A 21585-nucleotide genomic window follows, 5' to 3' on the forward strand; every position below is an offset into this window, starting at 1 on the left:
ACGGCCGCACCATGCGTTGCGTAAGTGGCGTCCGTCGCGTTGGTTGCGTCAGGCATCAGTGCCAGGGCGTCTCCGCAGCCCATGCCGGGCAGGCGGCCAAAAGATCGCGAGCCCAAATTTTCAGATCACAGCCCCGCTGAGAGCGTCGATCCTACCGACTTCTGCAACAAAATCGGCCACTAGGCGACATCGCTGGCCGTTCGCTCCACTGTACCGTCCCACGGTCAGGGCGAGTGCTGGGCGGAATTAACTCTGCACCAGCCCAGCTGCCTTCAAGGCCGCCGCGATGATCGGGCCGGGTGCAACGCGCGGTCGCGTGCCGGGCGGCGCTCTGGGAACCTCCGGAACCGGGAGACCCGCGGCCTTGAAGGCCGCCGCGATCACGGCGTTGGGGTCGAGCGGGTAACGGGTCTGCCGCTCTTCACCCTCTGCAAGCGAGGCTTCGGCCGAACCGTGCGCGCTCTCGGCGGCGGCCCCAGCGATGACTAAAGCACCGCGATCAGTTGGAGTCTCAATGGTTGCTAACACCGGCGCCGCGACGCGCGGCATTTCAACCAGAGACTCGTGCAGGCAAAAGAAGCGTGCGATGTGATCCGTAGAGGAGATTCCCACATCGAGGAAAAATGCACCGGCAGAGCCGCAACTCTCCTTCGTCGTCGTCGCGAGCGGTACGCCATGCGCCATGCCGCTGATAGAAAACGCCTCGATCAATGCCTGACCGTTTGCGCTGCTCCATACGCGGTGCGCGTAGCCCTTGATGAATTCTTGACGTGCGGGTCTCTCCGAAAGCCCGTGCACGTTGGTCCATTGCCGAATGATGTCTTCACCGTTGGAGGGTCTTACAATCGGATCGCTGGTGCCATGCCAGACTGAGATTTTCGGCCACGGCCCGCGATGCCTAGATGCGGCCCGCACGCGATCGCCAAGCGCCCGCGCAGCATGCCCCTGCTCGGTGAACATGGCCTCGAATGCTTGTTGAACGTTGCTGGCGCACCCATAGGGCAGTCCGGCAATGATGGCGCCGCCAGCAAAAACCTCCGGATATGTTGCGAGCATAACCGAAGCCATGGCGCCGCCGGCAGAGAGGCCGGTCACGAAGACTTTTCGGCGGTCAGCGGCAAATGTCGCGATGGCATGCTCGATCATCTCCCTGATCGAAAGCGCCTCGCCGTGACCGCGCGCGGTATCATCCGGCAAGAACCACGAGAAACAATTTTTCGGATTGTTGGCGGCCTGCTGCTGCGGATAGACGACCGCGAAGCCGAGGCTGTCGGCGATCGACGACCAGCCGGTACCGTGGTCATACTCGGCGGCGGTCTGGGTGCAGCCATGGAGCGCGATCAGCAATGGCGCCTTTGGTGGCAGGTCTTTGGGAGCGTAGGTGAACATACGAAGGTTGCCGGGATTTGCACCAAACCCGGTCAGTTCGCGCAGCCGTGTCGGGCGTTCGGGCGCGCGTGCCGCCTTCTTTCGGGCCGCTGCAAGAAGACCTTCGAATTTGCTTCGAAATTCTTGAAGAGGGGCAAGAACCTCGCGTAAATCGCGCATAGGCGCACCCCTATATTGCGTCGCAAATACTTTGTGCATCGCAACATGACAGGGGTAGGGATCGGAGTCAAGAACCGAGTAGGAAATCCGGGAAGTCGGCTCCGGGTCTTGGCTGTGTGAAAACTCCAAGACGCTTCAGCTCGATAGAAGAAGTTATTCGTCCAGAACCGTTCTAGCGCTCAGGCTCGCAACCGCCTTCAGCTTAGACGGCGAATTGAAGAATGTAATTCTAGCCGTGTTTCGATCCTTCGCGTTTTTACACAGCCAGGGTCAAAAGCGTCGTTCTGAAAGTCAGTCGGCTTCTTCCGGTGTTCACCGATAAGCAGACGATTTGAGAGCCACACCGGACTTCGCATGAGGGCCAATACCAGACATCATCTCGGCGGTCGCAGCTTGCTGTTGTCGTATGATGATGGGACGCCCGAGGCTTGCCGCTCCTTCGCTTCGTAGTACTCGGCTGAGAACTTGATAGACCATCGTGAGAAGAACGAACGCAATTTCCGAGTACGCTTCTCGACGCCGAAGTGTTCGGTGACATGCGCCTTGCGCAGCCACAATACCGCCGATGCGAGGCCGGCGGTGCGCTCGAGCCTTTCAACCGCCGCGATGCTGGCAACCTCCGCCTGCCGATAGCGAAAGCTAATCTTCCTGATCGCATGCACGCGCTGGATGGCTCGACAGATCCTGAATACGAGCTGAACGAACGGATGTCTCTTGGCTTGTGGCCAGGCTGCCGGGTACACCGGCACCACCAAAAGCTTGCTCTTGGCGATGATCGTTGCAACCGGATGCAAGAGTTGCGTCCAAGCAGGCCAAGACGCGACATTGGCAATCAGCACCGCGTGCATCACCGTTGCAGCCGCGAGAGAGATCGGAAGCCAAAGCACCGCGCCCAGTATCACGAGCAATGCGGTGTTCGGCGTGAGGTGCCGGCATTCTCTGAACACCCATGCCATGCTGCTTTCAAAGGCATCATGCACGGCTTGTTCGAACGCCCGATAGCTGATCCTCCGCCGTAACCACGACCAATTTCGGCGGATCCGCATGCGCCACTGTCGGCGTTTTGCCTCGGAAAGGGGAAGGAAGCGGAAAGCGCTGCTTATTAGAGCAACGACGACATTACCAAGAAGCTTGGCCGCAAAGAGCGGAAACCAGACAATCCGCACTGCGAATGGGAAGGCGTAGTCGAGCAGCCGCATCAAGATGGAAATAATGAAATGCAGGATTTTGTTTGCAACGAGTGCAACACAAACAAGCGGGATGATAATCACATCGTCGAGGGAGCCGCGGAAGCGGCCTTCGTCGGTCCATGCCGGATTAGGATAATCGGTCATGGTGCAACGTTTCCGGGCTGAAGACAGGGTCGTGCCGGCGCAAATTGGTATAGCACAATGTAATGGCCAGGACGGCCTCAAATTGCCGGTCGTTGATCAGTAGCTTGTTGTCTGCCAAGGGTCATGAGCGTGACCCTTCGCGATAGACGCGGCCTCTCGATTTCCGCTATCGCCCGAGAGCGACCGGGGACGTGTGGCGTTGCAATACGTCGCGAAGGGCCATTATCGGAAGTACCGAATGCGATGTTGCGGCGTAAGCAGAAGCAGCGCCCAGCGCACAAGATGAGCGCCGCCATGCAAGCGACACTACGAGCAGCCAGCCGGGTCTTCGCTTCTTCAGCACGGCTCGTCAAAGAAGGCCCTCCGCACCCATTTTGGAAGGTGGGAGGGCCAAGTTTACCTGTTACTCTACGTCCTCGGCGAGGGTATCACAGCCCTCACCGACGCTTGGCTCATTAGCCACCGAAGCCTGAGAGGTCCAATTTCTTCTTCGTAAGGTTACACCAGCCTCGCCAAGGACTGCGCTGAGCGAACCGGTGCTACATGGTCGTCTATCCGTCGCATCCGGCCGTAGTCTCAATCCAGGTATTCAGCAATCTCTTCAAGCGATGCATCAAAGCGCTCGCCAAGCACGACGAGATTGCTATCCTCCTTGACGAGCGCGTATCTGCCGAGATTGTCCTCGTGGATCGAACGTGATCGTGACTTATGGATAGCGTAACCGAGTTTGCGTGCACGCGCGCGCAACGCTTTTTCCTTCACAGAGCCCACGCGGGCGTCCTCGTGTCAATTGAGGCTGGTCTGGGCCCCGTTGCAGTCGCTTTCACAAACTCAGGCTCATGCCAAGCGCCTTTATGATGTCTTGATGCAAACTCCAGCATTACATGACGCTGGCCGTCGCATTAATGTTTTGAAATGAATGGGCATGGTGACCTGCCACTGAATTTTCATCCAGCAGCGGTTAGAGTCTCGGGGTTTTGTACGCCAAGTGGCGCGGGTGGAGCAACGGACGATCGGCGGAGCTGGTCGGGGTTGCGCAGCCGATCGTCCGTTGCGGTGAGGTGGGCGGCATAGGCCGCGGGGGTCAGGTATTTCAGCGACGAGTGAGGCCGCCGGATATTGTAGTCGGCGACCCAGCTGGTGATCTTGGCGCGGGCGTCATCCAGATCGAAGAACAGGGTCTCGTTGAGCAGTTCATCGCGCATCCGGCCATTAAAACTCTCGATGAAGCCGTTCTGCATCGGCTTTCCCGGCGCGATAAAGTGCCAATCGATGACCGTGTCCTTGCTCCAGGCGAGCATGGCGTTGCAGGTGAATTCGGTGCCATGGTCGGACACGATCATTCCTGGCTTGCCGCGTCGCTCGACAATTGCCGTCAGTTCGCGGGCGACGCGCCGTCCTGAGATCGACGTCTCCGGAATGGCGCCCAGGCATTCCTTAGTGACGTCGTCGACGATGTTGAGAATGCGGAAGCGCCGGCCGTTGGCGAACTGGTCGTGGACGAAGTCCAGCGACCAGCGCGCGTTGGGCCTCGCCTCGATCAGGATCGGGGCACGGGTCCCCACAGCTTTGCGGCGAGCCCGCCGCTTGCGGACGGTGAGCCCTTCCTCGCGATAAAGCCGGTAGATCCGATTGATCCCCGAGGGCTCTCCCTCCCGTCGCAGCAGGACGAATAGCCGGCGGTAGCCGAACCGCCGCCGCTCGTTGGCGAGATCGCGCAACCGGCCGCGCAGAGCCCCGTCCGCAGGGCGACTGGAGCGATAACGGATCAACTTCCGATCCGCGCCCACGATCGAGCAGGCCCGCCGTTCCGACAGGCTCATGACGGCTCGCGACCGCAGCGCGCTTGGCGGCGGGCCCTACCATTTTTTTGAAAGCAGCTCGCGAAGGGCGGCCGCGTCGAGCATCTGCTCAGCCAGAAGCTTCTTCAGCTTCGCGTTCTCCTCTTCCAGGGCCCTCAGCCGCTTCGCCTCGGAAACATCCATGCCACCGAATTTGGCCTTCCAATTGTAGATCGTCGCTTCGGAGATCCCATGCTTGCGAGCCAGGTCAGCCGTCTTCGCCCCAGCCTCATGCTCCTTCAATACCGCGATAATCTGCTCTTCCGTGAACCTTGCTCGCTTCATCTGTCCGTCCTTCTTCTGGCCGGACTCTAACTCCTTCTGGAGGAAATACTCAGTGGCAGGTCAATGGCCCGCAGAAGACGCCGGAGACGCCACAGGACACCGTGACCGACTAGGGCGTGTGCTCATCAAGCGTCTGGCCGACCGATGTCCGCTCAACCTCCAACAGCGGCCGAAAAGCGGACATCGGACGAAGTCGCAGAAGGGCCAAAACCGGGAAGTCATCGTGACTTCATTCGATGACCTTGTCAGCCCGAACCATAATACTGTCCGGAAAAGTTAGGCCAAGCGAGGCGGCAGTTTTGAGGTTTACCGCCAGCTCGAAAATGACCGGCTGCTCGACGGGGAGTTCAGCCGGGTCCGCTCCCTTGAAAACCCTATCGCAGTATTGCGCCACCTTAACATAGATCGCCTCTAGCTTGGGGTGGTAGCTGGCTAGTCCGCCCAAGGGTACGTAAGGGCCTGACTGGTAGATTGCTGGTATCCTTGATCTTGCGGCACGTTACAATCGTCGGCCGTGTCACATCTGCAAGTACAAATAGGGCATCACAGTTCTCCTGCTTGATCGTTTCAAAAGCCTGGTCAAGATCACCAGGAGTAGGTGCGACGACGCGAACGGCCGCAAGTCCCAAACTTTTGATGGATGTTTCGGCCAATTCACATTGCTGCGGATGAGTTGGATTGTTGGACATGAGCACAGCAATACGTCGCGCGGACGGCAGGAGAGTGTGGAGAAGTTCAACGCCCTTTCCGATGGCGTCGCCAACCATATTAGCCGTGCCCGTAATGTCTCCTCCGGGCCGAGCAAGGCTCTTTACGAAGCCAGAACCGATTGGATCGGTTGCCGGAGCCATGATGATGGGGATCGTTGATGTTGCCTTCTGGGCGGCCGCTATGGCAGGAGTTGTGATCGCAACAATAACATCGGGATGGAGAGCAATCAGCTCGGTTAAGAACGAAGGCAGTCGTTCAAGCTTCCCGTCGGCGCTTCGCTGATCGATTATGAGGTTCTTGCCTTCGATATAACCGAGCTCTCGCAGTCCCCCACGAAAGGCATCGTACATGGCACGGTCCGGGGGATTATCCAACTTTCCCGGATATATGTGTGCAATGCGCCAAACCTTGCTAGATGATTGTTCTGCCATCGCGATCAACGGCCACGCAATTGTGGTGTAGCCCACGCCTCTGATGAAATTGCGCCGCCGCATTTGAACTGCCTCCACGCCCAATAATTTGAAATCCAGTATGCCGTAAGCGAAACGTCCATCTTGAATAAGCGCGTGGAATTTGTACAACAGTTGCTTCGTCCGCTTAAGCCGGCAATAGTTCATCAACGATTGAGGAGCATGCTGACGAGGTCGCGGGGGATTCCGTGCCCAAGCCCCTTCCTTACCGCGACCGGACATGAAATCCCGTCGGCGCCAATGCCGGCGGGTTTTTCCTTTTACAACTCCAGCTCCATCGCTGGATGACTGCGGTTCTTCGTGGTGCGGCGAAATAGACCGGGACGCCGTGGTAGCCCATGTCGCGCATGTCGCGGAAGGTGGTCTTGACCGCCCGGTCACCGGGGCCGGTCACCGGGCGGTGTGCTGCTTCGGCGCCGCGAATCTTTTCCACACCGCCGAAATTTTCCACACAAAGTGCCGTGCCGCGACATGCCCCGTCACGATTACGCCGTGATCGGACCAAATACGATTCAGGGTACTTAACCCATTTCGGCAAAGGGCGGGGACGGCCCGTAAGTCATCATGTCGACCTTACAAGCGATGTGTTTTGGGGCGATGCTGGCATGGACGCCGGGGCTCCTTTGGTTCGCCTACTTGCTTTGGCGCGAACCGCAAGAACTGGACGAACCTCACGACCAGCTGTCGATCGCAGTTGACGCACAACAGGACCAGCCAAGGACGACCTAAACGCCGGTTCATCCCGAGTGATGGGCGCACGGGACGCACCCAAGACAGCAATTGCTTTCGACATTGCGTACTCCTACGACCCGACAAGAATAGCTCAGCAAATCACTTTCTGCTTCGAGCATTGAACGTGGCTCCACAATTAGTTGTGCCGGCCGTCGAGTTCTCTTCACCTCGCTTCTGATCTTCAGGTGAGTTCCGGTATGGGTCTTGGCTGTGCGAAAACGCCGAGGCGCTTGGTGGTGATAGAAGAAGTTATGCGTCCAAGACTGTCCTAGCACTCAAACTCGAAAGCGCACTCAACTTAAGAAGCGAATTGAAGAATGTAGTTCTCGCCGTGCTTTGATCCTTCGCGTTTTCACACAGCCAGGGTCAATCGCGACTGTGCTGGCCGAGCGGAAATTCCGGTGATGTCCGCTATGCTCTGGAAACGGAAGTCAGCGGGCACACGCGTTTTGCTATGCAAGCCCCTTGACCTCCATCCGCCAATGCAAGGGTGCCGCGAGACAAAACGCGACGTCGCGTGGTTCCTATGGACCTTTTGGGGTTCGCCACGCATGGGAGGAGATCATCACGTCAGAACCTTTGCAGCAGATGCCCGAACGTCGCCACGGGCCGGATCGGCAGCAGCCCCTCCCGCGCCTTCGGGAGTCTGGCGGGAGTCCTTCCCTCCACGAGCAAGGGAGGTAGCCTTGACCCCACACATACTTACCCATGGACTCCGCTGAGTCACAGAGAGGCATCGTAGTCGGAAGCAAGCCAGCATCCCGTACTTAAAGCCGGCGGCGCTGCGGCTCTGCCTCGACTAGGGCCTCTACTCACAAATACCCTGCGTCTGCTTTGAGGCACAGACCAACATTTGACCCTCACCGGAAGTTCGGGTCGGTGTCGGTGTTTATCTTTCGGAACGGCCCCAGCATCAGTCCTTGGCCCTTTTCGCTTACAAGGCGCAAATGCAATTGCAATCGATACTGACCTGCCCCAAATGCGGTCATCAGGCCACAGAGATCATGCCAACCGACGCCTGCCAGTTCTTCTATGACTGCCCGGCTTGCGGAACACGGTTAAAGCCGAAGCCCGGTGACTGCTGCGTGTTCTGCTCATACGGGTCAGTGCCATGTCCGCCAATACAAGAACACGGCAAGGGAGGCTGCTGTGGCTAGAGCCGCATTCGCCCCGCTTCGGATGTCGCCTGTTGGCCATCAGCGAAGTGGCCGCGCGCCTCGTTGATGTCCGGTCTGTGGGGTATAGCAGACTTGATTTGCTCACGTTGAGTTCTTCGCATCTTGACCGATAGCAGAACTCGGCACTCGGCGAGCACTATGGGACGCTAGGCCACTTTCCGACTACGTCTATAGGCCGACGCTGCTATTTATCCAGTCTCCGTGAACTGAAAGCGAATGCGAAGCGGCTTGCCGTCGTAAGCCACATAATCGAGCTCGACGCCGAGATTGATGCCGGGACTTACAGTACCCCTAGAAATGCCCCACTGCCGATCGGCCGATCCCGTGATAGGCTTCTGGCCGGGCTATGCGGGAGAGCGGTCATGCCGAAGGCTTACTTGATTGCTGAGCACATCATCACCGAGCCCGCTGTGTTTGAGGAGTACCGGGTCAAGGTTGGACCGATGATCGAAAAATACGGCGGGCGGTATCTGACGAAGGGCAGCGCACATCAACTCCCCGAAGGCGGCCATTGGGAGCCGGAGCGCGTTGTCATCATCGAGTTTCCCGATAAGCAATCGCTGGACGCTTGGTACAATTCACCTGAGTATCAGCCCCTGATTAAGTTGCGGAAAGAAAGCACTAGCGATCTCGACATGCTGTTCACGCTTGAGGGCGTAGCCGCAACGAGTGAGGTGAACATGGAGATTACCAAAGTGCTTGGCTCGAAGTACGACGACATAGCGCCCGATGGATCGGAAGTTCGGTTGCTGCCGGAGATGACACGAGGCGGCATGGCACACTTCGCATTAGGCCCTCGCAATGTATCGAAAGCCGTTGCTCACAAGACGATCGAGGAGATTTGGTACTTCATACGCGGAAGAGGTCGCATGTGGCGCCGCCCTGGTAACAGCGAAGGTGAAGGGCAGATTGTGGACGTATTCCCCGGAGTGTCGATCACCGTTCCGACAGGCACACAATTTCAGTTCAGAAACGACGGCGATGAGGCGCTCGAAGCCATCGGCGTCACAATGCCACCTTGGCCCGGCCCTGACGAGGCTTTTCAGGTTAAAGGAATTTGGCAGCCGACCGTATGAACCCCGCTCTGCGCGATCGACAGACAGGACGCACGACGCTTGCCGGAAGGGCTGCTTCTGGCCCTTCTGCGAAGTGGCCGCGCGCCTCGTCGAGGTCCGGACACGCGGGTATAGCGGACTCGATTTGCTCACACTGGAGTTCTTCGCATTTTGACCCACAACGGACTCCGGCCACCTGCGCGAGAAACTAGGCGGGTATGGGTGCGCTGCGGTTCGGAGCAGTCTAGGGCGCGCCTCAATAGAGTACCGTAACAGCGTTTTCATGTATCGTCCGATTTAACCGGCGGAGATAAGAACGTGCGATATGCTTTGGTCATCGCGGTGTTGCTTGGGTCGACGCTTCTTGCTCAGGCGGAGCCTATCGATCGTAACAAGTGGATCGCGCAGACTGGAAGAGCGAGCAAATCCTGCCTCGCTAAATTTCGGCAGAAATTCGGGGAAGACAACGGACACCAATACTCAAACTGTATGACAGATCAAACTAACAAAGCGATCGATGACTGCGTTGGCAGTAGTGAGTTTTCTAGCTGTGTTTTGGAAAAATCATTGAGGGTATTGGAAGTCTGCGACCTATCGAGCTGCTGAAAGTACACGTTTTCAGGTTGGGCCTTACCTAATACCGTGAGGGGGACTCGAGAGGCGATTGAATAACATCGGTATGTCGCCTATTGGCCCGTCGCGACATATTGCATCGCGACACCAAGTAGGTCGCTAACGGGGCATAGCGGAAGTTGGTAGGCAGCCGTCTTTTGCAGAACACGACACTCATGACCCGACTCGGACTTCGCACGCTCTCTGGTTCTTTTCCCAATCAACCGCGTAGCTGCCCACGCCCAGCATCAACCGAGAGTCAGGGATCGATCAACTGGCGCCAAATGCACAGCGAGCAATACTTGTGATTGACCTACTCAGGAAGGTCTACCTCGTTTGATCAAATTGACATTCTCGCCTGCGAGTTTTGTCTCGGCTGTGGAGGGGCATGCCCGCTTTGGCCGCCGAGGCTCTAGGCCCAACTCCTACGAGGGTACCCTAGAGCTGGCTTCTGTTGCCCCAATGCCCAGGGCGCCGATGCGGCGATTTCTCCTTAGAGTTGGCGCGGGTTGGCCGAGGGCAGAAGTTGCGCACGCATAGTAAGAACTGAATTTAGTCGCCGAAAAACAATTGGGAGAAGTTTGGTATGCTCAAGCTCTTTATGACCTCGGTCATCGCTATTGCCACCACGCTCGGTGTCGCCCGTGCCCAGTCCGATCTGGTTAAGCGAGGCGATTATTTGGTCAACGGTTTTCTAGCCTGTGGCAATTGCCACACGCCAAAGGGCCCAGATGGTGACATCTTGGAAAAGGCTTTCTCCGGCGGCGCGTCCTTTGACGAGCCGCCGTTCAAGGTAACTGCCTCGAACATCACGCAAGATAAAGAGACCGGCATCGGAAACTGGAGCGACGCCGACATCAAGAAGCTCATTCGCACTGGCGAAACGCCGAAGGGATGGCATATCGCCATGATCATGCCGACCGGCTTCTACCACATCATGACCGAACATGATCTCGACGCGGTCGTCGCATACTTACGTACAATCAAACCAATCAACAACAGAGTGCCTGATCCGATCTACAGGACCGCGCAAATCGAGACCGTCCTGCCCGGGGGCGAAAAGGCGTTCACGGAATCGATGATGAACGACAAAGTGGTGAAGGGTTTCTATCTTGCTACCATCGCGCATTGTATGGCGTGCCATACACCGATGGGACCGGGAGGGCGCGAGTTCGCCGACAAGCTCGGCGCGGGTGGCTACGAGTTCCGCGGCCCCTGGGGCGTCTCGGTTTCACGCGACATCACCCAGAGCAAAAGCAAGGGTATCGGCGAATGGACAGACGCCGAAATCAAGCGCGCAATCACCCAAGGCATCAGCCGCGACGGTAGCCGTCTCAAGCCACCGATGGGCTTCCACTACTACGCCACGATAAGCCCAGATGATCTTGATGCCGTGGTCGCCTATCTGCGCACGCTGCCGGCGAAGGAGTAACGCTCGAACTGCCGCAGGTCGCGTCCCGTCGAGCCCAAACTGAACCGTCGAAGCAACGGAATGCCAAGCGTCGTGCGGTAGCCGGCGATCTCCGAAGCGATCTTTGTCGGCAGCGACGGGGCATTCCGCGACGATTGCTCCGTTTTGCTTTACTCCGCGGTCCTTTCTATCCGCTTCTCCAGTCAAGGACGTAGTAGTCCGAGGAGCGTTGCGAGCCATGCTTCCAAAAACGAGCCACGGTTTTCCTGACCGTTGACGGTACGAACCGCTGCTGCAGCGGTTGCGAGCCCAAGCGAGGTGAGGTCCGTGGTTTCTCGCGATGCGACGTGGCGTGAGGTGGCGGTCGTGTCGTCCATGGACTGTGTGACGACCTAGAGTTCACGCGCTGGATGAGCCTTCACGAACGATGACGCATCCGACTCTATATCCACCAGAACTTCCCCGGCGAGAATTTCGGGGTCTCCAAGATCAAGGTCATGCAAGCTTGCTTGAACAAATGCCAGTACTCTATCGTTCGCCGCGATGGCGCTTTCTCGGTCGTCGAATATCATCACAGCAACGCCGACGCCTTCGCCCCCGTCCAATACATAATAAGATCTGAAGCCGTGCGATTCCCTTAGGATCTGACCGATGCCACTTTTCGCGCGGCGAGCAGCATCCGCGACCGAACGAACCTTGGTGTACTTTCGAATGACCATGTACATGAGGCCACCTGCGCGTTTCCGGCTCCTTGCATCAAAGCATATCGGGCCATCACTGGACTAGGGTCTCCTTCCAGGAGATGTGTCAAACATGCGACCTCGTGGAGGGCAGCTCGTGGCGCAAACCGGACCTAGTCAGGGATGGATCTCTTATCGGTCAGAGATAAAGCCAAAGGCCCTAAGGAATTGCCGCGGCTGACAGGGCGAGGAAGGCGCACTCCTGCGTTGGGCAAGCTGAGGTAGAAAGCAATTCTACGCCCAGTCGCGCCGCATAGCGTGCGAATTATAAGCGCGGTTCTAATGCGCCATTAGGACGGGCAAATCCGCGTGCTCCATGATATAGCTGGTCGCGCCACCGAATATCATTTGCCGCAGTCTATTGCGGGTAAAGGCGCCTTTTATCAGCAGATCGCAGCCTTGTGCTCTGGCCGCATCAAGGACCGCCTCACCAGTGTCGCGGTCTTCCAGTTCAACGCTCACTAGCTTGGCCGCAACGTCGTTGTACAGCATTTGCCGGACTATCTGATCGGCAGATGGGCCTGGTACCTCTTGTCCGCCAATCACGGTTAGCACCGTTACCCTTTCTGCCAGACGAAGAAGCGGCATAGCAAAAGCGTTGACCCGGGCCTGCTCGGTACTACCGTTCCAGTGGATCACAATGTTTGTCGCGATGCTTTCTGGCGCATCTAGTGGCGCCAGTAGGAGGGGTCTGCCGCTCTCAAACAGTGCGGACTCAATGGCGCGCCGGTGAGGGCCGGCAGCATCAACGTCGGATCGTGGCATCACAATGACGTCGAAAGCACACCCATAACTTCCAACGAAGTCTTCACCCTCAGGCGCGGTTTCCAACCAGCCGAAGCATGGTCGGCTCGAGCCTGCAGTGACTGGAGGAATATCGTGCTTCAGCATGAACGCTTCGAACAAACGGTGCATTTCGGCCAATTCTTCTTGGCTCTTCGCATGGTAAGAATCCAAAGAGATGCCGGTAGCCAATTCTGCGACTAAATATTGAGGGATGCCGAACCGGAGCGGAAAGCCTTCGATGTAGGCGCCGGTACGTTCCGCAAGACGTGCAGCGGCCTCGAGTACGGACGTCATGAGCGCAATGTTTTGGATCGGGACCAAGATCGTCTTCATTCTCAAACCCCCGTGTTTCAGGTGAACATTGACTTACAACCTCTAGTCGCCTTTGAAGGCTAACGGCTTGCGACTGAGGCCGATAGATTCCTCCGATCGCGGTGCAGATCGGAATCAAAATGCCGAGCGATTAGCCCTCCATGTTAGCACTGCCCGGCGTGTTGTTCGACATCAGGCGTGGTAGATCACGATCGTTCGTCCGACCCGTGCTTACCTTGGCAATGACCTGTATGGCGAACCGGGCAGGCCATTCTCATATGGCAGCTCTTGGCGGGCGCAAGCTGAACATTCGGCCGGCCCGGAACGTCTCACAGGGGCCATGAGCGGACTAACTCTTGCCTGGCTGCCGTGGGAGCGAAATGCTCTAGCAAGAAACGCAGCATTTCACTTGTGGCGTCCGGTCCTCGCGGATCAGGGGCAGAGCTGGCAGGGTTGCCTCCCGAGGATCAGGCCACGGATAGGACTGCGATTGCACGATTGAGTTGAGGATCACCTAGACCCATAGAGGCCGGGTCAGCTTGGACCTCGATCGTGGGGGCGACGCCATCGCCTTCCAGCCGCTCGCCGTCGACCTGCACGTGCCCGACCGCGAGCAACAGCAAGCCGCCGTCAATGAGAAATGCCGTCGCAGCGAGGACAGCTCCCTCGGTCCGGCTACCGATGACCTCGCCAAGCCCATATTTCTTGAAGCCATAGGCAAGGATCTCCTTGCCGCTGCGGGTTCCACCGTTGACCAGCATGGCGACAGGCTTGCGCCACTTCACGTTCTCGAGCTCGCTGGCGCTATTGCGATCAGTGACCTGTCGGCGCTCGCGTGTTGAACAAATCAAGATACTCGGGAATCGCGCCGCCCCAGCCATCTCGCAGGTCCCAGATCAGCGCGTCGTCGGCGCGGGCCGAGTAGCGCCTAAGAGGTGGGACGCCAGGCCATCTTGTGCTGTGCCGCAGCCCGGCGAGGACACGAGGACGCGCAGCAAATGCCGTTCGAGGGGCAGCCGCTTTCATTGAACCGTCCCATCGCGTTGACGGAGGATACCACAGTTCCCGTCTTGGGGCGCCCAACGTCCGGTTGGGGTCAAGACGCCATTTTGACCGCAGGCGAGCCACTTCCCGTTTACCTCGACAAGCGGACAGTTTCCGTCCGGTTGGCATGTCCCATACGGGCCCAATAACAGACGTCTCACCATTGATAAAGCACGGGCCCTGTGCTGGCAGTAGGACTGCGAGCGCGACGTGAACTCGCCGTCGAACTTGTCGTAAATGCCTGCGACGCGACCCCAGTTGACGCGACGTCCGCCGTATAGCGGCGGAAGCTCCGCTCGCCTCCCATTTGAGACGATCCAGGCGGGTTACCTCCGCCGTGCCTTCTGATCAAAAGCATCGCCAAAGGTTTACCTCTACTTATTAGAAACCGAACATCTGGTATCGAGTTAGTGTTTCCCTGGTGCCGTATTTATTGTTTTTCGAAGTGACTGAGCGGCGCTGGTGCGGCCTTTCAGCATGGAGAGACCTATGGCCGACAACCGGGTGCAGCCCATCTGGGATCCGATTGCCCTTGCAGCGCAGCTGCATAACATCTCAAAACAAAGCCAAATACTGATGCGGCACTTCGTGTCTCATGAGCCGGACGCGATCAGGTTCGGCATGGGCGAAAGGTCACCGCTTGGTCTTGAGTTTTTCGAGCTGATGACGAGGATGATGTCCGATCCGGTGGTAGTCGCCAGCGCCCAGATCGCCCTGTTCCACAACATGCTAGGCATCTGGCAGAAAACCGCGGAACGCATGCTCATGCTGCGTGCACGCGAGGCCGATATCCCAAAAGATAAGCGGTTCAAGCATCCGGAGTGGAGCGAGAATGCTGTCTTTAATTTTGTGAAAGACAGTTATCTCGTTGCGGCAGCGTCGGTTCTTTCTGCAATCCGCGAAGTCAAAGGCATGGACGAGGCCGCTGCTCGCAAGGTCGACTTCTATGCCCGCCAGTTCATTGATGCCTTGTCGCCTTCCAATTTCGTCGCCACCAATCCAGAGGTCCTCAACGCAACGCTGGCATCAGGCGGACAGAACCTACTGCGTGGTTTGGAGAACCTTCTTTCCGATCTGGAGCGTGGCAATGGCCGTCTTGCGATTACGATGACCGACATGAAGGCTTTCCGCCTCGGCGAAAACATCGCAACGACTCACGGAAAAATCGTCTACCAAAACGAGCTCATGCAATTAATCCAATATGCTCCGTCGACAAAAGAAGTTCGCAGGCGGCCACTCCTCATCGTACCCCCATGGATCAACAAGTTCTATGTTCTCGATCTGCAGCCGAAGAACTCTTTCATAAAATGGGCCGTCGATCAGGGACATACTGTCCTCGTCATCTCCTGGGTAAATCCCGACGAGAAGCTCGCTGACAAAGGCTTTGAAAACTACATGCTCCAGGGTCCCTTGGCGGCCCTCGACGCTATCGAGCGTGCGACCGGAGAGCATAGCGTCAACGCGATTGGCTATTGCCTCGGCGGAACATTGCTTGCCTCAACGCTGGCCTATTTGGCCGCGAAGAGCGAGGACCGGATTACAAGCGCCACCTATTTCGCGACGCTTGTCGATTTTACCGAGGTTGGAGATATGGCTGTCTTCATAGACGAAGAGCAATTGGCATCTCTCGAAAGACGGATGCTCGAGCGTGGATATCTGGAAGCGCATCACATGGCGACGACGTTCAATATGTTGCGCGCCAATGACCTGATCTGGTCGTTTGTCGTCAGCAATTATCTGCTCGGCAAAGAGCAAGTGCCCGTTGACCTTTTGTTTTGGAACTCCGATTCGACGCGCATGCCCGCGGCGATGCATTCATTCTACTTGCGTAAGATGTATCACGATAATCTACTGGCAAAACCCGACGGTATCACGCTGGCGGATACGCCGATAGATCTGTCGAAAGTCAGGACTCCGAGTTTTATTCTGGCTACGCGCGAAGACCACATCGCACCGTGGAAATCGACCTATGCGGCGACACGCTTGTACTCGGGGCCGGTTAAGTTCGTTTTATCCGATGCGGGCCATATGGCTGGCGTTATCAGCCCACCAGGCACCAAATACGGCCACTGGGTGAACGACAATTTGCCGCGCACTCCGGACGAATGGTTTGCCGATGCTGCGCCTCGTCAAGGGTCGTGGTGGTCGCTTTGGGAGGAATGGGTCACGTTATTTGACGAAGGCCGCGTTCCGGCTCGCGAACCCGGCAGCGGTGGGCTGCCGATTATCGAGAACGCACCGGGTTCCTACGTCCGCGTGAGATACTCGTAGCGGGGAAGGGACCTCGATTAATGCTCGAACGCCAAGCAGAAGGTTTGTAATCGCAAAGGTGGCTTAGGCCCGATGACCTGAACCCATTCGATCGCCCATGCTGGGCACGCTTGAGATGGCGGCCTGACGGCAATGCTTCTAAACGCTGTTCTGGTCGATCGCCGCGGCGGGCGCTAGTGGCGCATCGCTGAAAGGCCGACGCCGGTCAAACCGGCACGGACATTCGCCTGGTGACGACTAGACTAAACAACCTCTGCCCTCAATGGGGAGCTTGAGCTTCGGCAAAGGAGATGTGCATTGTGAGGCGAACCGGTCAGCCAGCCGAGGTCGCCTTTGGGGCATTCGCGACTGAGCTAGACGGCGGAAATTCCGATGAAGTCCGCTATGCTGCCGAAGCGGAAGCAATTTCAAAAGATAAATTGCTGCCCCGGTGTTCGCCATGCGGCCGGTATGGTCCCCAAAGAGCGTTCCAATATCGAGCGTTCCAATATCGCGTAGCGCTCAGTGAGCCTGCTAAGCATCCGACCCATAGGCGCCCATCAGGCGGGCACGTCAGCCGCGAAAGAACGCGACCAGCTTTCGGCTGACCTCGCCAAGGTCTGGAATTTGGCGCCCCGATGCGACCTGTGTACGACGATCATCATCCCGCAAGCTGGAACACGGAGCAAGGTCGCTACGGCACTGTTGGAGAAGCTCGACGGAAACACCCTCGCTAATGGCCACGGGACAACATTGTGAAGCCTCGCGCCCGGCATAAGGCGATTTGGAGCCCGCCCAGCCAATTGCAGTCACTTGCCCGGCGAGTTCTGAAGCGATCGACGCACTTCTTGGAACAAAGGGGGGTTTGCCACGAGTAGTACCGGACGAGACCAAACTTGCCATCACAAACTGCGCATCGGACGGTTCTGCCAGAACCAAAACTCTCGGAGCAGTGGGGCATTGTTGTCTCCTCCTGGGTTTCTTAGACGGGCCGCTCCGGAAACGGGTCCGGACGGTCTACCCAAGCATCGTTTCGACGAACGTGTTTAGTTTTTTTGTTTCAATAAACAAAATACTAAATTCGAAAGGGCGTCAAGTGGCTTTTCTTGGAGACCGATGAAAATTGTTGATGTTGGCGCGCGTACTGACACTCGCCGCAGTACATCACCAAAGCTTGGTGTGATTCGATCGTTGCGAAGCAGCGGCGCGAAAAAATGAGGAGCCGCTCGGAATTTCCTCCAACCTCTAGATAATGGACAGATTAGCGACAGTGATCTTGATCGATGTGCGGGCGGACTAGTTCGCTCTCCTCACGGCAACGAACGTTCAAGGCGACCACGGCTTCCAGGAAATTCGTCTGATAGCAACAGCGCACCGCCCCAGCGCGCAGCGAGAACGACTTCGAGCTTGAGAAGCTATGTTTAGTAACACGTTTTACTGAACGTTAGGTCCACGACAACCCGTAGCGGTCATTCGAGGGAGCCGTAGAGCCAGCCCAACGCGTCATCGGGCTATTCCAGCTCATACCAGAACACATAATCCCATTGCTGCCTCGCCCAGGTGCATCCATGAGCAGGCGGTGGGCACCTCGGGCATCTTACGGGCCCCTATTTGCTCCCCAGGGGCCCCTTTGTGGTCGCCCCCTGCATCGGCTTCAAGTGCTGGAGTTCAAATTCTGCGGCAGCTGCGGAGACTACGTTCTACACACGAGGGCGCGTTGATCGACGTCCGCAATGCCCCGGTCGCGATTAATTCCTCTTCGCACCGAAGTGTCGCGATGGGCCCAATAGGCGACATCCCCTCTAGCGGCATGACGCAGCCGTCACTGCGTTGGAAGTCAGGAGTTCTAATCTCTTCGTGCGCGCCATTTCGGCACCAAAACTGGTCACGCCGAAAACGCGTCCGGCTGCAAATTGCCAGATCGGCGCAGACTGGTATTCGTCAGACGGTGCCATGATCTGCCGGATCGTGTTGCTCGTGGGATCGTCGCCGAGTTTCTTGGATGATCGATACGAGCCCTACCGCGCCCTTCGCCAGGCGCCGCACACATAGAACTCGGGCTGAATTGGCTCGTTTGCTTCTTGCCTCCACGGCTGGCCGGAGTACGGTCATGCTTCAATATGCAATCGAGACGGTCATGGCCCCGGTGCTGCGGCTCTACGAGGATACGCTGTCCAACTTGGCCGAGGCGGTGGGGCTGCCGCCGGTGCCGCGCACGATCTTCGTCGTGCACGGCGTGGCGACCATCGGCGGCAGCGCGGTGAGCGACGGCGAGGCTTGGCACGGCGAGGCCAACGCGATGCTCGCGCCGGGAGTCGGCGGAGTCACCGTCTGGCGCTTCGAGCTCGCACCGGAGGGCGCCGGCGATGCCCCGCTGCTCGCTGTCGGCATCCGCTCGCAACTCAAGCTCGCGACGCGGCTCGATACCCTGCGGGCAGGCGAGCTGCTGATGCGCGGCGACAGCGTCGCCTTCCCGCCCGGCGGCTGCGCCTACCTGCACCGCCACCAGGGACCCGGTATCCGCTGCCTGATCGAGGGCGGCATCCGCATCGACACCGACGGCCGCTCTACTTCGTATGGCCCGGGCGGCGCCTGGTATGAGTCCGGCACGGCCCCGGTATTCGCCCAGGCGGCTGCCGATCGGCCGAGCCGCTTCATCCGCGTGTTGATCCTGCCGCGCACGCTCCTCGGAAAGAGCTCGATCGAATACGTCAACGAGGATGACAAGGCGAAGCCCAAGTCGCAGCAGTACCGCGTCTTCGTCGACGCGCCCATTGCGCGCGATCCGGCCGATTGAGCGCTTCACATGCTGTTCGGATGGATGATCGAACGAGCCGCGTGCCGAATGACCGCTCAGGGTTAGTCGCGTCTCTTTGACCGTGGCCCGGCCACTTCGGGTATACCCCGATTAACGGACATCTTCAGAACCGGTTGGCATGTCTCAAACGGGCCAGAAGCTGACTTAAAAGCGACGACTTGAATTGCCTCCTTGTCCTCAGTTGCAGACCGAGGGGACGGAGGATTGAGTTACTGGACCTCGGCGATCTTCGGTCCAGATGACAGCATCTGCGCGTTAGTTGCCGAGGGCCGGTTCGACGGCGATGCCGGGTCCGGCGATCGGAAAGCGGCGTCGGGTGACGCTCCTCCCTGGGATGGTCGACGGACAGCGGTTGCCGGAAGCACGATCACTTTCGCTCCGACTTTCACCCGCTCATAAAGGTCCACGACGTCCTCATTGATCAGCCGGATACAGCCGGACGAAACCCGCTTCCCGATCGTATCGGGCTTGTTGGTGCCGTGAATTCTATATTCGGTCTCGCCTAGATACATCGCCCGAGCGCCGAGCGGGTTGCCGGGGCCACCTGCCATAAACCGCGGCAGATAAGGCTGACGCGAGACCATCTCCGCAGGCGGATGCCAATCCGGCCATTCTGCTTTACGGGCCACAGTCTGCTCACCGGACCATGTGAAACCTTCGCGGCCGACACCGATGCCGTAGCGCATCGCCTGCGCGTCGTTCAGAACGAAATAAAGGAATGTGTTTTTGGTATCGATGATCACGGTGCCCGGCGCCTGATGGCTGGCGTAGTCAACCACCTGCCGGACAAATGCTCCGGGACCATCAGCGGCTTTCGGCGGTTCGGCCAGAGGCGCCGGGGCCAGAATCGGAGCCGGAGCTGATGCATGGACTGGAGTTGACACGTAAACTGGAGTTGACGATGTCATGGCCTGGGGCGCGGACGGCTTCCGTATCGGTTGCACGCTCGCCGGGCGAGACAGCAAACTGTACCCCAGCGCGGCGACGGCCACGGCGCCAATTGCAACTCTCGCGACCATTGGTAGTGCGTGCGTCTCTGCCTTTCCACGTTTGGCCCGCTTACTCATGTCCTCCCCCAGGTCACCATGCCTGGAAGAGGTACCCAGCAAAATTTAAGAAACTTCGAAGCGATTTCGCTCAGGCTGGAACCGTCAGCGGTGGTTAACGCCGAGCTCTTGTTCGGCAACATAGAAATTGGGAGTACCACTCGATATTTAGGTAGCGACGTGGACGACGCGCCTCTCATCGCGGAACGAGTCAAGGTCTGAATTGCCCAGCGGAGCGAACACGCTCCGCTCTTTCGTTAACGGTGGCTTTGGGTCACGAAGCGAACTGACTGAGAGGGCGGCATTTTGAATGCGAAGCGAACTGTATGGCCGGCGCGCACCAGGGGGAACGGCGCCGCGACCGAAGGTGTGTTCCTGATCTCTGACGGCATCGGACAGTGCGAGCTGCATCAGTCTTGATTACGCGCGCGGCGCGCCATCCTGTCGATAGACTCCGATAGGTAGCGGAATTGCCAGTGCTTCGCGAGAAGCAATTTTTTCTGTGAATTCAAGACCAAAAAATTGCGGCAGGTATACCGTCGGCATTTGTCCGTCAGGCGTCAAAATTTATGCATGCAAATCAACGACGAAACGTCGTCCGATATGTTTGAGTGGGAGTAGGGTGCAGGCGGCCGAGATGGGCAGCGACATCTACGATCCGAGCTTCGTCAAGGGCGTGTTTGATCGTTGCTCTGATCGCTACATTACATTCAGCCTGATCTGCTCGTTCGGCTTCACTGAGCGCTGGCGCGAACAATGCGTGGCGGCAATGCCTGCGCCAACGACTGGCGGCGCCCGCGGCTATGATCTGATGGCGGGGACCGGCGAGGTCTGGCCGCATTTGTTGAAGCGCTTCGACGATCTCGGCGCGATCACGGCCGTGGATATTTCTTCCGGCATGCACCGTCGCGCCATGGAGCGGCTTCACGCCCACCGTGCCCACCGCATTGAATTCATCGAGGACGACGTGCTGGCAAGCGATCTGCCGTCGGAGAGCGCAGACTTCGTCATCTCCACCTTCGGGCTGAAGACATTCAATGCCGAGCAGCATGCCCGGCTGGCGGCCTTGATTGCACGCGTGCTCAAACCCGGCGGCGTCTTCTCCATGATAGAGGCTTCCGATCCCAAGGGATGGTGGCTTCGGCCGCTGTACCTGCTCCATCTCAAGGTGGTTTTGCCGCTTATCGAGCGCATCTTCCTTCGCGGCGCGCAGGATTTTGCGATGATCGGCACCTACAGCACCAACTTCGGCACTGCGGCCCAAGTGGCAGGCATGTTGCGTGACCACGGTCTCGAGGTAGAGTTCTCAAAGTATTTCTTTGGTTGCGCGACCGGAGTCGCGGGCCGCAAGGGCAGGGCGGAGGATGGGTAGAGCGCAGCGAAACCCATCGCGATTGCGGTCAGGAATTGAC

The 21585-nt window shown here is 58.1% G+C and carries 16 protein-coding genes and 1 pseudogene; 6 read left to right on the forward strand and 11 right to left on the reverse strand.

Annotated elements, in window-relative coordinates:
* Nucleotides 1–246: 246 nt before the first annotated feature.
* The 7 genes and pseudogenes from YUU_RS50660 to YUU_RS58580 form a co-directional block, all read right to left on the reverse strand.
* Entirely contained in the window at nucleotides 247–1548 is a 1302-nt protein-coding gene (locus YUU_RS50660) for a PHB depolymerase family esterase (RefSeq protein WP_051389694.1), read from the reverse strand.
* A gap of 374 nt (nucleotides 1549–1922) precedes the next feature.
* The gene (locus tag YUU_RS0111405; RefSeq protein WP_027522483.1) at nucleotides 1923–2882 is read right to left on the reverse strand and encodes a hypothetical protein; all 960 of its coding nucleotides are present in this window, start codon (nucleotides 2880–2882) and stop codon (nucleotides 1923–1925) included.
* A gap of 576 nt (nucleotides 2883–3458) precedes the next feature.
* Nucleotides 3459–3653, reverse strand: coding sequence for a hypothetical protein (locus YUU_RS58575; RefSeq protein WP_156944234.1), 195 nt, complete (start codon nucleotides 3651–3653; stop codon nucleotides 3459–3461).
* Nucleotides 3654–3829: 176 nt separating this feature from the next.
* Nucleotides 3830–5008 (reverse strand): annotated as a pseudogene (locus YUU_RS50665) (IS3 family transposase).
* 229 nt (nucleotides 5009–5237) lie between these two features.
* Nucleotides 5238–5453, reverse strand: a complete 216-nt coding sequence (locus YUU_RS62685; protein ID WP_371260482.1) for an ABC transporter substrate binding protein — start codon at nucleotides 5451–5453, stop codon at nucleotides 5238–5240.
* Entirely contained in the window at nucleotides 5404–6300 is an 897-nt protein-coding gene (locus YUU_RS0111430) for an ABC transporter substrate-binding protein (RefSeq protein WP_198031733.1), read from the reverse strand. The genes YUU_RS62685 and YUU_RS0111430 overlap by 50 nt, the downstream gene beginning before the upstream one ends.
* Before the next feature lie 94 nt (nucleotides 6301–6394).
* Nucleotides 6395–6640 (reverse strand): hypothetical protein, encoded by a 246-nt coding sequence (locus tag YUU_RS58580; RefSeq protein ID WP_156944235.1) that lies wholly within the window; start codon nucleotides 6638–6640, stop codon nucleotides 6395–6397.
* 1228 nt (nucleotides 6641–7868) lie between these two features.
* Between YUU_RS58580 and YUU_RS61130 the strand changes: the two genes are divergently transcribed.
* From YUU_RS61130 to YUU_RS0111445, 3 genes are all read left to right on the forward strand, one after another.
* Complete coding sequence (locus YUU_RS61130) at nucleotides 7869–8078, forward strand: GDCCVxC domain-containing (seleno)protein (protein ID WP_084801414.1); 210 nt, start codon at nucleotides 7869–7871, stop codon at nucleotides 8076–8078.
* 383 nt (nucleotides 8079–8461) lie between these two features.
* On the forward strand, nucleotides 8462–9175 hold the full coding sequence (locus YUU_RS60170) for a DUF1330 domain-containing protein (protein ID WP_198031734.1): 714 nt from the start codon (nucleotides 8462–8464) through the stop codon (nucleotides 9173–9175).
* Nucleotides 9176–10352: 1177 nt separating this feature from the next.
* Nucleotides 10353–11198 (forward strand): c-type cytochrome, encoded by an 846-nt coding sequence (locus YUU_RS0111445; RefSeq protein WP_027522487.1) that lies wholly within the window; start codon nucleotides 10353–10355, stop codon nucleotides 11196–11198.
* Nucleotides 11199–11569: 371 nt separating this feature from the next.
* Here YUU_RS0111445 and YUU_RS0111450 read toward each other — a convergent pair whose 3' ends face one another.
* The 3 genes from YUU_RS0111450 to YUU_RS0111460 form a co-directional block, all read right to left on the reverse strand.
* On the reverse strand, nucleotides 11570–11902 hold the full coding sequence (locus YUU_RS0111450; protein WP_027522488.1) for a hypothetical protein: 333 nt from the start codon (nucleotides 11900–11902) through the stop codon (nucleotides 11570–11572).
* 294 nt (nucleotides 11903–12196) lie between these two features.
* Entirely contained in the window at nucleotides 12197–13036 is an 840-nt protein-coding gene (locus YUU_RS0111455; protein ID WP_027522489.1) for a universal stress protein, read from the reverse strand.
* A gap of 446 nt (nucleotides 13037–13482) precedes the next feature.
* Complete coding sequence (locus YUU_RS0111460) at nucleotides 13483–13896, reverse strand: S41 family peptidase (protein ID WP_027522490.1); 414 nt, start codon at nucleotides 13894–13896, stop codon at nucleotides 13483–13485.
* 652 nt (nucleotides 13897–14548) lie between these two features.
* Between YUU_RS0111460 and YUU_RS0111465 the strand changes: the two genes are divergently transcribed.
* Nucleotides 14549–16330, forward strand: a complete 1782-nt coding sequence (locus tag YUU_RS0111465; RefSeq protein ID WP_027522491.1) for an alpha/beta hydrolase — start codon at nucleotides 14549–14551, stop codon at nucleotides 16328–16330.
* A gap of 2089 nt (nucleotides 16331–18419) precedes the next feature.
* Nucleotides 18420–19106 carry a hypothetical protein gene (locus tag YUU_RS50670; protein WP_035662059.1) on the forward strand — a complete coding sequence of 229 codons (687 nt, stop codon included), beginning with the start codon at nucleotides 18420–18422 and terminating at the stop codon, nucleotides 19104–19106.
* A gap of 230 nt (nucleotides 19107–19336) precedes the next feature.
* On the opposite strand, the gene YUU_RS50675 is transcribed toward YUU_RS50670, so the two are convergent.
* Entirely contained in the window at nucleotides 19337–20194 is an 858-nt protein-coding gene (locus YUU_RS50675; RefSeq protein ID WP_051389710.1) for a L,D-transpeptidase, read from the reverse strand.
* Nucleotides 20195–20810: 616 nt separating this feature from the next.
* On the opposite strand from YUU_RS50675, the gene YUU_RS0111485 reads away from it, so the two are divergent.
* On the forward strand, nucleotides 20811–21545 hold the full coding sequence (locus YUU_RS0111485) for a class I SAM-dependent methyltransferase (protein ID WP_027522493.1): 735 nt from the start codon (nucleotides 20811–20813) through the stop codon (nucleotides 21543–21545).
* Nucleotides 21546–21585: the final 40 nt, after the last annotated feature.

Source organism: Bradyrhizobium sp. Ec3.3 (genome assembly GCF_000472925.1).
Lineage (GTDB): Bacteria > Pseudomonadota > Alphaproteobacteria > Rhizobiales > Xanthobacteraceae > Bradyrhizobium.

Excerpts from the sequence above, each read along its gene's own strand:
- YUU_RS50660 (WP_051389694.1), bottom strand. The coding sequence starts at position 1,548 with ATGCGCGATTTACGCGAGGTTCTTGCCCCTCTTCAAGAATTTCGAAGC.
- YUU_RS0111405 (WP_027522483.1), bottom strand. The coding sequence starts at position 2,882 with ATGACCGATTATCCTAATCCGGCATGGACCGACGAAGGCCGCTTCCGC.
- YUU_RS61130 (WP_084801414.1), top strand. The coding sequence starts at position 7,869 with ATGCAATTGCAATCGATACTGACCTGCCCCAAATGCGGTCATCAGGCC.
- YUU_RS60170 (WP_198031734.1), top strand. The coding sequence starts at position 8,462 with ATGCCGAAGGCTTACTTGATTGCTGAGCACATCATCACCGAGCCCGCT.
- YUU_RS0111445 (WP_027522487.1), top strand. The coding sequence starts at position 10,353 with ATGCTCAAGCTCTTTATGACCTCGGTCATCGCTATTGCCACCACGCTC.
- YUU_RS0111450 (WP_027522488.1), bottom strand. The coding sequence starts at position 11,902 with ATGTACATGGTCATTCGAAAGTACACCAAGGTTCGTTCGGTCGCGGAT.
- YUU_RS0111455 (WP_027522489.1), bottom strand. The coding sequence starts at position 13,036 with ATGAAGACGATCTTGGTCCCGATCCAAAACATTGCGCTCATGACGTCC.
- YUU_RS0111460 (WP_027522490.1), bottom strand. The coding sequence starts at position 13,896 with ATGGCTGGGGCGGCGCGATTCCCGAGTATCTTGATTTGTTCAACACGC.
- YUU_RS0111465 (WP_027522491.1), top strand. The coding sequence starts at position 14,549 with ATGGCCGACAACCGGGTGCAGCCCATCTGGGATCCGATTGCCCTTGCA.
- YUU_RS50670 (WP_035662059.1), top strand. The coding sequence starts at position 18,420 with ATGCTTCAATATGCAATCGAGACGGTCATGGCCCCGGTGCTGCGGCTC.
- YUU_RS50675 (WP_051389710.1), bottom strand. The coding sequence starts at position 20,194 with ATGAGTAAGCGGGCCAAACGTGGAAAGGCAGAGACGCACGCACTACCA.
- YUU_RS0111485 (WP_027522493.1), top strand. The coding sequence starts at position 20,811 with ATGGGCAGCGACATCTACGATCCGAGCTTCGTCAAGGGCGTGTTTGAT.